General features: G+C 57.7%; 10 protein-coding genes. 2 read left to right on the forward strand and 8 right to left on the reverse strand.

Annotation, left to right across the window (positions count from 1 at the left end):
• The first annotated feature begins 8 nt into the window (after window positions 1–8).
• Entirely contained in the window at window positions 9–689 is a 681-nt protein-coding gene (locus ABD76_RS04240; protein ID WP_197254490.1) for a GNAT family N-acetyltransferase, read from the forward strand.
• Between the two features lie 319 nt (window positions 690–1,008).
• Here ABD76_RS04240 and ABD76_RS04245 read toward each other — a convergent pair whose 3' ends face one another.
• The 7 genes from ABD76_RS04245 to ABD76_RS04275 all read right to left on the reverse strand — a co-directional run bounded on the left by ABD76_RS04245 (window position 1,009) and on the right by ABD76_RS04275 (window position 7,633).
• On the reverse strand, window positions 1,009–1,266 hold the full coding sequence (locus ABD76_RS04245) for a hypothetical protein (protein WP_197254491.1): 258 nt from the start codon (window positions 1,264–1,266) through the stop codon (window positions 1,009–1,011).
• Between the two features lie 621 nt (window positions 1,267–1,887).
• A complete protein-coding gene (locus tag ABD76_RS04250; protein WP_197254492.1) occupies window positions 1,888–2,742 on the reverse strand; it encodes an SMP-30/gluconolactonase/LRE family protein in 855 nt (284 codons plus the stop codon).
• A gap of 198 nt (window positions 2,743–2,940) precedes the next feature.
• Window positions 2,941–3,123, reverse strand: a complete 183-nt coding sequence (locus ABD76_RS04255; RefSeq protein ID WP_197254493.1) for a hypothetical protein — start codon at window positions 3,121–3,123, stop codon at window positions 2,941–2,943.
• Window positions 3,124–3,138: 15 nt separating this feature from the next.
• Complete coding sequence (locus tag ABD76_RS04260) at window positions 3,139–4,647, reverse strand: nicotinate phosphoribosyltransferase (protein ID WP_197254494.1); 1,509 nt, start codon at window positions 4,645–4,647, stop codon at window positions 3,139–3,141.
• A gap of 57 nt (window positions 4,648–4,704) precedes the next feature.
• A complete protein-coding gene (locus tag ABD76_RS04265) occupies window positions 4,705–5,247 on the reverse strand; it encodes a cysteine hydrolase family protein (RefSeq protein WP_197254495.1) in 543 nt (180 codons plus the stop codon).
• Window positions 5,248–5,335: 88 nt separating this feature from the next.
• On the reverse strand, window positions 5,336–5,755 hold the full coding sequence (locus ABD76_RS04270) for a PaaI family thioesterase (protein ID WP_197254497.1): 420 nt from the start codon (window positions 5,753–5,755) through the stop codon (window positions 5,336–5,338).
• 147 nt (window positions 5,756–5,902) lie between these two features.
• Complete coding sequence (locus ABD76_RS04275; RefSeq protein WP_197254498.1) at window positions 5,903–7,633, reverse strand: long-chain-fatty-acid--CoA ligase; 1,731 nt, start codon at window positions 7,631–7,633, stop codon at window positions 5,903–5,905.
• 517 nt (window positions 7,634–8,150) lie between these two features.
• Here ABD76_RS04275 and ABD76_RS04280 point away from each other — a divergent pair.
• Window positions 8,151–9,149: an electron transfer flavoprotein subunit alpha/FixB family protein gene (locus ABD76_RS04280; protein ID WP_197254500.1), complete on the forward strand. Its 999-nt coding sequence runs from the start codon at window positions 8,151–8,153 to the stop codon at window positions 9,147–9,149.
• Between the two features lie 164 nt (window positions 9,150–9,313).
• Here the strand turns inward: ABD76_RS04280 and ABD76_RS04285 are convergent.
• The coding region (locus ABD76_RS04285) for a transposase (RefSeq protein ID WP_197254502.1) at window positions 9,314–9,517 on the reverse strand (204 nt) is incomplete at its 5' end.

Genomic DNA, 9,517 nt, shown 5'->3' on the forward strand with positions numbered 1-9,517 from the left:
GAATCCCCATGACCCAGCTTCGCTATGTCCGTATCCAATCGATCGAAGATCCGCTGTTTGCCCAAATGCATGCTTTGATGGGCCAAATTTTTCCGAAGGAAGAGGTGCTGGAATTCGATCTGTGGCGGGAGCCGCTGGAGGATCCCGATATCCGCGTCTTTGTCGCCGTGCTTGACGGCCGCGTCGTCGGCGCGACCGAATACCGCTATGTGAAAGCGCTGCAGGTGGCGATGACCGATTTCACCATCATCGGCGAACCCGGACTCGGCATCGGCCGCTTCCTGTACAAGCAGCGCGAGCGCGATTTGCTGAGCGTGGCGGAAGCGGCAGGCAAGCCGCTCATCGGCATGTTCGCCGAAATCTACGACCCCTACCGGGTCGGCGACTTCTCCTTCGGCGGCATACGTCCGATGGACCCGGTCGTCCGGCGCGAGGTGCTGTCCCATCTCGGATACGAGCGCCTCGATTTCCCTTACGTTCACCCGTCCTGGTCGAACGACGGGGAAGCCGTCAGCGGGCTCGACCTCTGCTTCATGCCGATGCAGGAGGGGATGAGTTCCGTTCCGGCTTCGCTCGTGGCCGAGTTCCTGCATTGGTATTACGCCGTGCTGCCGAATAAGCCGCAGGCATGGCTGGATATGATGGAAGGCTTAAAGCAAATGGAGCAGATTGCCCTGCGTCCGCTCTAAAGGCGGCCGCAGGCGAAGGCCAGCGGAAGCCGTGCCGAGCGCACGCGTTTGGCAAGCGCATTGCGAGAGCGCTTCTGCCGATCCCCATGGCGGGACCATGAGCCGACATCGTCTGATCCGCTTCGCCGCTTCCGCCCGCCGCGGCTCGTCGACACCGGTCGCCAGATGGAGAAGGATGCAGCATTTTGCGCTTTCCCGAGAAATAATTCATTCCCCGCTCCTCCTGCTGCCCGTTCGCAAGAAGAGGCGCCACGACCCGTGGCGCCTCTTTCAGATTATCGACAACGGCTTTGGCGAGATAGGCCGCCTTATACACGGTTCATTCGTCAATTCCCTGATAGGCGGCCGAATTCCCTTCCGTGAGAACCTTGTCGGACAGCCTTTGCTCGGCCAGCAGCCTCATCTCCTGCGCAAGCATGTCCCGCAAATACACCGGATTCGGAGAGAGCCCCATGGACTCCTCCAATATTTGGCGGTACGGATGCAACGGGAGCCGCAGCGGAGCGGCCGGTTCGGCGTGAAGCACCTCCTCGATATGGTCATGCGGATAGAAATGCAGCGGTATGAAGTCAGGCAAACACGGATTGCTGCGGCAGAACGCAAAAAATTCATCATTCAGCCGCGGCGAGCGGATGGTGATGATCCTGATCCGCCCTGGCGGGCAGCCGCTCCGAAACGCCCTTCTAGGTCTGGTAGGTTCGCAAATATATCTCCATATAATCTTCCATCGTTCCCGGCCAGAACGTCTACAGTTCTAGTCATCCACTCCACCAAAGCTGCAGTATCTCCCGCGACTCTAGTCATCTGCCCCACCAATACTGCAAGAATGCAGCAATTTCATTGACACGAGGTTGCGAAAATAGGATTGCTGCAAAAATACAGCAATTAGCCTGCGGCAAGGCATAAATAGCGTTCAAAATGGCGAAATAATGTAATTTTGCAGGATTTTCTCGGAATTTAGCCTATTGAGGTTAAAAATGCTGCGCCTGTGCAGCAATTTCATGCACGGACCAGCATGCCCTAACCTGTTCTGCCTTCCCCGGCCCCGTCCTTCCCAAGAAAAAAGACTGTCGACAGTCTGAGGAGCCACGACCCGTGGCGCCTCTTTTCCGTGTATTCGATTGGCTTCTTATTCTCCGCCTGGTTCCCCGGGCACGGTCTGGTCCAACAGCACGGCGCCGCCCCCGCCCAATGGCTGCTAGACAAGCCCGAACAATCTCCGGCAGCGGCCCGGACGATCGGCAGCGAAGCGTTCGATATTGCCCTTATCCTTGATCGTGACATATACGGTCCGCCCATCCTCGCCTCCGAACGTCAGGTTCGTGCACTCCTTGCCCAGCAGTTGAACCTCTTCGACCAGTTCTCCTGCCGGCGACAAGATGGCTACGGTTCCTTTACCGAACCGGGTTACATACAGATAGCCCTCGACATCGCAGCGCATGCCGTCAAGACCGTAATCCGGGAACTCATGGAATAAGCGCTTATTGGATACGTTCCCGTCCTCCGACAGATCATAGACCCAGATCCGGCGCTGCACCGACTCGTTCACATACAGCAGACGCTCGTCGGGGCTGACCTCGATTCCGTTCGTCGTTCCCATTCCCGCTTCCAGGCGCGTCGTCTTCCCGTCGGGATCGATCCGCCACAGCTGCCCGGTGTCGTCCGCCCAGTTCGGATCGCTGGCGAACAGAACGTCGCGCGATGAGATCGCGATGTCATTCGGCTGATTCATCGCCGGCTCCTCCGCCAGGACGTCCAGCCGGCGCTCTTGCCAAGAATAGCGGTAAATTCGGTGCCTTGTATAATCGGCCATGAACATGTCGCCGGCCCGATTGAACCGAATCCCGTTCGCGATGCTTCCTTCCGGGAGTTCCAGAAAAACGCTGCTGACACCTTCCGGCGTAACCTTGCCGATCGTTCCCTCCCGTTCGTAATTCACGGCGTACAGATTGCCTTCCTTGTCGCAGGCAGGCCCCTCGACGCCGGCGGTAAATCCGTGCGGCGGGGTGAACTGCTCGCTGCGGCGTCCTTGCCCCAGATCCTTCACACTCATCGTCCTCTCTCCCCGTTCCGGACGAGAGAAGTTCGGCTGTCTGCGCTATCTCGTCTGTCTCTATCGAACATCCCGTCCGCTGATTTGTTCCACTGTCGTGGCCTGATGCTGCACTATCGATAATCCAAACCTTTTCCCCTCGATTATCGCAGAGTTGTTACGCTAATCCAGTAGGATACATTGTTGCGCTATCGAAAATTAGTAGGTTGCCACCCGATCGGTTCTGCTGCTATTCATGACATCCGTAACTTGCTTCCCGCCTTTGCATGTGAATTTCATCACCTTATGGGCCAACCGGACCGAATTCCACAGGCGGCTGTTGAAGGACGCCCCGTGATCTCCAAGCAAGCACTCCGGCGCAGGCTCCCGCCAGGTTGCCATTGCCGCTTCGGACTTCTATTCGCCTGAATGGCCGTTGGCGCCGTCGTCCCCGTTCTCCCGCAAAATACGCATCCGCTGCTCTTGCTCCTGCACGTAAGACTCGATCATGTCATGCTTCAGCTGCCATGCCTTCGTGCTGATGTCGACATGGTAGCGCTCCGGATTCGTCTTGCGCAAGTATTCCGGCCAGAACAGCTGCAGCTGCTCGCGGTGATATTCGCGAATCTCGTCCAGCGGCGGCCGCTCATACACCAGCTTCCCGTCCCGATAGATCGGATGCAGCAGCTTCTCGGCGTCATAGTGCTCGACATATTTATGGAGATACGGATGTATCGGATCGAACAGCTTGATCTTGGCGCGGCGCTCGACGTCATCCTCTTCCGTAAGGCAGATGTAATCGGCGATCGCTTTTTTCTTTTTCTTATGGATAATGCGGTAAACGTCCTTCTTGCCCGGTGTCGTCACTTTTTCCGGATTGGCCGAGATTTTGATCGTTGGCTGCATCACCCCGTCGACCTCGCGGGATACCAGCTTGTACACCCCGCCGAGAGACGGCTGATCCGCCGCGGTAATCAGCTGCGTGCCGACGCCCCACATATCTATGCGTGCTCCCTGCAGCTTCAGATCCGAGATCGTGTACTCGTCCAAATCGTTGGAAGCGACGATCTGAACCTCGTTCAAGCCGGCCTCATCCAGCATCCGCCGGGCTTCGATCGACAAATACGCCAAATCGCCGCTGTCAAGGCGGATCGCCTGCAGCTTCTTGCCCCGCTTCTCCAATTCCTTGCCGATCTGGATCGCGTTCGGAATGCCGCTGTGCAGCGTATCATAGGTGTCCACCAGCAGCGTCACCTGGTTCGGGAGCGCCTCGGCGAATGCCTGGAACGCCTCCTGCTCGTTCTCGAAGCTCTGCACCCAGGCATGCGCGTGCGTTCCCTTGGTCGGGATCCCGAAACGGCGGCCCGCCAGCATGTTGGAGGTCGCATGGAAGCCCGCCAAATAGGCGGCCCGCGCTCCCCAGAGGGCGGCATCCGCTTCCTGAGCCCGTCTCGTTCCGAATTCCATCAAAATGTCATTGCCTGCCACATATTTGATCCGGGATGCCTTCGTCGCGATTAAGGTCTGGAAATTCATGAAATTAAGTAGTGCCGTCTCGATCAACTGCGTCTCGAATATGCGCCCTTCCACGCGAATAAGCGGTTCATTCGCGAATACGAGCGTTCCTTCCCTCGCCGCATCGATATTGCCGGTGAAGCGAAAGTTGCGCAGCTCCTGCAGAAATGCTTCTTCGTACTCCTCCTCCTGTTCGCGCAAATACGCGATATCCTCCTCCGTGAAGCGGAGCTGCTCCATATACTCGATAATCCGCTCCAGGCCGGCGAACACGGCGTACCCGTTATGGAAGGGCAGCTTCCGGAAAAACGCTTCGAACACCGTTTTCTGATTGTGCGTGCCATGCTTCCAATGCGCATACATCATATTGATCTGATATTTGTCGGTATGCAATGCCATTGATGCATTCATTTATTCATCCTTCTTTCTGACGTCCTTTGCCTATCCTCGGCCGAAGCCGCAAATCCATCAATACCCGCTGACGACTTGAGCGCCCAGCGTATTGCGGACATGCTCCAGCGCCCAGCGATGCGCGTCGGCATTAAATGAAGCGACCGCATCCTCATGCACGACGATGCGATAACCTAGATTATACGCTTCAATCGCCGTATGCAGCACGCAAATATCCGTGCAAACCCCAACCAGGTGGACTTCCTTCACCCCGCGCGCCCGCAGCCGCATGTCGAGATCGGTGCCGCAAAAGGAGCTGTACCGGGTTTTGTCCATCCAGTATATCGCCGAGGCATGGCGTTCATGCACCTCCCGCAGCGCGCCATACAGCTCGCGGCCTTCCGTCCCGCGAATATTATGCGGCGGGAACAGCGCAGTCTCCGGATGATACGGGTCCTGCTCGTCGTGAACGTCCACGGCCATGACCACGAATTCGCCTCGGGCGGCGAATTGCTCGGTCAGCTCCGCAATCCGGCGTTCAATGTCAATAGCCGGCTGTCCGCACGGAAGCCGGCCGATGACAAAATCATGCGTGTAATCAATGACGACTAACGCTTTCATCGCGAATCGTCTCCTCTCCAGCCCAGTAAGGGTAATGATAAGCTTATCGTCATTATGACAAATTGATGTCAAATGTTCAACTCGCCAATTACCCTTTGACCCGGAAGGAACCCGTACCAATCGTCCCTAATCGGCCGTCTTCGCCCGTTACGCTCCCGTATACCGTCATCGTCCGGTTCGTGGAATGAACGACGTGGGCCCGGACTTCCAGCAGGCCCGCCCGCAGCGGATGAACGTAATGAACGTTCAAATTGCTCGTGACAACCTGATCATCGGGCCGGTTCGCCGACGCGGCAATGCCCATCGTAGTATCCAACAGAGAGGCAAGCACCCCGCCATGGACCATTCCCATCATATTCAAATGACGCTCCCGCGCCTGCAGGCGCACAATCGTTTCCCGTTCGCCGACGCTGACCAGCTCGCAGCCCAGATGGCCCCAGAATGTCGCCGCGGCCAGCTCCTCCAGCTCCGCCCACCGCTTCATCGCGTCCCCACCCGTTCCGCTCATCGGCCTTGCTCCTCTCGCAAAAAAATGTCCTGGGCTCGGTTGAACCTGCGCGTCTAGCCATCTAGTCCGTATGCGGCAAGCGCGGTCCGGCCGCGTCCGCCGGACGGGCCGGCTCCCCCCGAACCGGCCCGTCAGCCGAACGCCGCGCTACTCCTGCTTGCCCAATCCGGACGGTTCCGCCAGTCCGCCCCCGGCCTGGCGCTGCCTCTCGTCTTCCGCCAGCCGGCGGCGCAGCACTTTGCCGACCATCGTCTTCGGCAGCTCCTCGGGGAACTCGTACAGCCGCGGAACTTTGTAGGCGGCAAGCCGCTCCCGGCACCACGCTTCCAGCTCCTCTGCCGTCGTCCCGGCCCCTTCCGCCCGAACGATGAACGCCTTCACGGTCTCCCCGCGGTACGGATCGGGCACCCCGATCACGACAGCCTCCTTCACGGCGTGATGCTCGAACAGCACCTCCTCGACGTCGCGCGGATATACTTTGAAGCCGCTGGCGTTAATCATGTCTTTTTTCCGATCGACGATCATGAAGTAACCGTCTTCATCCATCTTCGCCATGTCCCCGGTCAAAAGCCATCCATCCTTCAGGACGGCTGCCGTATCCTCCGGCCGGTTCCAATAGCCCTTCATCACCTGCGGCCCCTTCACCGCCAGCTCTCCAATCTCGCCGGGCGGAAGCGGATCGAACGTCTCGGGGTGGACCACCTTCGCGTCCGTGTCCGGGAACGGGATTCCGATCGTCCCGGTCTTGCGCAGCCCCCAGATCGGGTTCGCATGCGTGACCGGCGAAGCCTCCGTCAGCCCGTAGCCTTCGAACAGGCGGCCGCCCGTCAGCGCCTCGAACCGCTCCTGCACCTCCAGCGGCAGAGCCGCCGATCCGCTCACGCACACTTTAACGGAAGACAGGTCGAAGCGCTGTACTTCCTTGTGGTGATTGATGGCAATATACATCGTGGGCGCGCCGGGGAAAACCGTTATCTTCTTCTTCTGAATCGCGGCCAATACCTGCAGCGTATCGAACCGGGGCAGCAGGACGAGCTCCCCTGCCAGATGCATCGCCTGATTGAGCAGCACCGTCAATCCGAATACATGGAAGCAAGGGAGCACCGCCAGGAACTTCTCCTCTCCCCTGTTCGCTTTGTAGCACCAATTCGCGGTCTGTATCGTGTTCGCGACGAGATTGTAATGCGTCAGCATGACGCCTTTGGCCGTGCCTGTCGTGCCGCCCGTATATTGCAGCATCGCGATGTCATTCTCCGCGTCGACCGGACAGAGCACAGGCTGGGGCGTATTGCTTTTCAGCCATGATTTGAAGCGGAACAGGCCCGGCTCATTCGGAATATCAAGCGAATGGCCCTCCTTCTTCGCCTTCAGCGGATACAAGAACCGGAGCGGGAACGGCAAGTATTCGCGCAGCGAGCCGCAAATCATGTACGTCAGCGGCGTGCTCCGCTTGACCTTCCTGACACGCGGCAGCAGCATATCGAGGGTGACGATCACCTTCGCACCGGCATCATTGAGCTGGTGGATCAACTCTCCCTCCATATAGAGCGGATTGGTCATGACGACCACGGCGCCGGCCAGCAGGCTTCCGTAATAGGCGATGACCATGTGCGGGCAGTTCGGCAGCATCAGGGCCACCCGATCCCCGGATTTGATGCCGAGGGCGTGCAGGCCGTTCGCGAAGCGATAGGCTGCATCCAGCAGCGCCTGATATGACAGGTTCGCCCCCATAAAATGGACGGCTGTCCGGTTCGGATACTGGACGGCCGCTTGAATCATCAATTGCGCGACATTGTGCTTCGGATAATCGGCAGTCGGTGCCACTTCTTCAGGGTAATGGCGAAGCCAGGGGCGTTCGCCGTTCTCTATGACATGCATGACACCCTCCCCTTCTTCTTGCGGAATTCATCTCGTTGGCTGTACCCGGCTCGATGACGGTGCATCGCGCCGGTTGCCGTCGCTGAAAATGAACGCTGAAACCCGAGTTTCGCTTCGTGTTCCTCCTGCTTGATGGATATGTCTTTCGGGCTTAAAAAATGCAATGCCGGGCCTATGTTGCCCAATGGTAAATTGAAATGTCTTTCCCCCTTATGCGCCGAAAAATTGAAATAACTTTCAAGTCCGAGCCATAAGATGGATAGCAGCGATCCGGCACTGAGGCGAGTCCACGAACATTTATGATCTAAGGCGGCCCAATCCCATAGTTCCGAAAAATCAGGCTCGGCGTCCTTAAAAATAAGCCTATTCTTCCGGATCGCACACATGCTGGCGGAAAGAGCGTCAGATAAACCGCCTGGCAAGGCGGGAAGCGAATGCATATAGCATCCGTAGAGCTTGGCATGAGCCGCCATTACTATGGAATGATGAACAGAAGGAACGAAAGGAGTGAGTCCGCATGGGACGCACATTTGCCGTTATCGCGGAAATGCGTGGCAATCAGGTCAGACAAGTGACATGGGAAGCGCTTGGTGCTGTCGCGCAAATGGCGAAAGTCGAGGATCGCGTCATCGTGCTGGTTATCGGGCATGCCATCGGGAAAGCCGTAGACGCGCTGTCTCTTCCCGGCATCCACATGATCGTTGCAGCGGACAACGATCGATATCAATATTATGAGGCAGAAACGTATTTTGCGGCCGCCCGCACCTTCGTCGATCAGGAGAAGCCCGATATTATCCTGCTTGGGCACACGGCGATGGGTCGGGATCTGGCCCCGATGCTGGCCTCCCATTTGCAGTCCGGTCAAATCTCCGACGTTATTTCCATCGAAGCGTATGAGGACGGTTTCGCCTTCCATCGGCCGATTTATGCCGGCAAGGCGTTCGAGACGAAGCGGTTCACCCAAGCATCGAAGTGCTGGGTTCTCACCATCCGGCCGAACAATTTCCCGCCCGGCGGGCAGGCGGGAGCGCCGCTTCCGGGTACCGCAGCAGTGCCGGAACGCCGCTTTCTCCCCGATCCTCCGCCTACGCTACGCTCTATCGTGCGGGATGTCGCCACGAAAATGAGCGGCTCCATCGATCTGGCGAAGGCGAAAATCATTGTCTCCGGCGGCCGCGGCGTGAAGAGCCCGGACGGGTTCAAGCCGCTGCAGCAGCTCGCTCTCGTCCTGAACGGAGCGGTCGGCGCCAGCCGCGGCGCCTGCGATGCCGGCTATTGCGATTATGCACTCCAGATCGGGCAGACCGGCAAGGTGGTGACGCCGGAGGTCTACTTTGCCTGCGGCATCAGCGGGTCGATTCAGCATTTGGCCGGCATCAATCAATCGCGCGTCATCGTCGCGATTAATACCGATCCGGAAGCCCCGATTTTTCAGGTGGCGGATTATGGAGTCGTCGGCGATCTGTTCGAGATCGTCCCGCTGCTTACCGCGGAATTCCGCAAGCTACTGTCCTAATAAGCCCCTCCCCCCGCTCATAAATCAAAACCACCCGTCCAACGGGTGGTTTGCACTTGGGGTATAACCCCCTGTTGCCAAACTGCGCCTAAAGACGCTAGCCTTACAATAAAATTGTTCAGGCTCAGTGTAACTTGTCACTTTCACTTACCAGTTAAACTGGTTTACTTCTTCTTGCTACTGTTTCTGTTGAACGGATCTTCATACTCTTTCACACTCAGTTTATCAACTGCTTGGTCATGTGCTTCCTGTTCACGTATATATTTTGCGACAGTTGCTTCGTTTAAGCCTACTGTGCTGACGTAGTAGCCCTCCGCCCAAAATTTCCGATTGCCATATTTATACTTCAGGCTGGCATGCTTCTCGAA

The organism is Paenibacillus dendritiformis, assembly GCF_015845845.1.
Lineage (GTDB): Bacteria > Bacillota > Bacilli > Paenibacillales > Paenibacillaceae > Paenibacillus_B > Paenibacillus_B dendritiformis_C.

What these genes read in the sequence shown, in the direction of transcription:
- ABD76_RS04240 (WP_197254490.1), top strand. Translation starts at nt 9, where the DNA reads ATGACCCAGCTTCGCTATGTCCGTATCCAATCGATCGAAGATCCGCTG.
- ABD76_RS04275 (WP_197254498.1), bottom strand. Translation starts at nt 7,633, where the DNA reads ATGCATGTCATAGAGAACGGCGAACGCCCCTGGCTTCGCCATTACCCT.
- ABD76_RS04265 (WP_197254495.1), bottom strand. Translation starts at nt 5,247, where the DNA reads ATGAAAGCGTTAGTCGTCATTGATTACACGCATGATTTTGTCATCGGC.
- ABD76_RS04255 (WP_197254493.1), bottom strand. Translation starts at nt 3,123, where the DNA reads ATGGCAACCTGGCGGGAGCCTGCGCCGGAGTGCTTGCTTGGAGATCAC.
- ABD76_RS04260 (WP_197254494.1), bottom strand. Translation starts at nt 4,647, where the DNA reads ATGAATGCATCAATGGCATTGCATACCGACAAATATCAGATCAATATG.
- ABD76_RS04250 (WP_197254492.1), bottom strand. Translation starts at nt 2,742, where the DNA reads ATGAGTGTGAAGGATCTGGGGCAAGGACGCCGCAGCGAGCAGTTCACC.
- ABD76_RS04270 (WP_197254497.1), bottom strand. Translation starts at nt 5,755, where the DNA reads ATGAGCGGAACGGGTGGGGACGCGATGAAGCGGTGGGCGGAGCTGGAG.
- ABD76_RS04280 (WP_197254500.1), top strand. Translation starts at nt 8,151, where the DNA reads ATGGGACGCACATTTGCCGTTATCGCGGAAATGCGTGGCAATCAGGTC.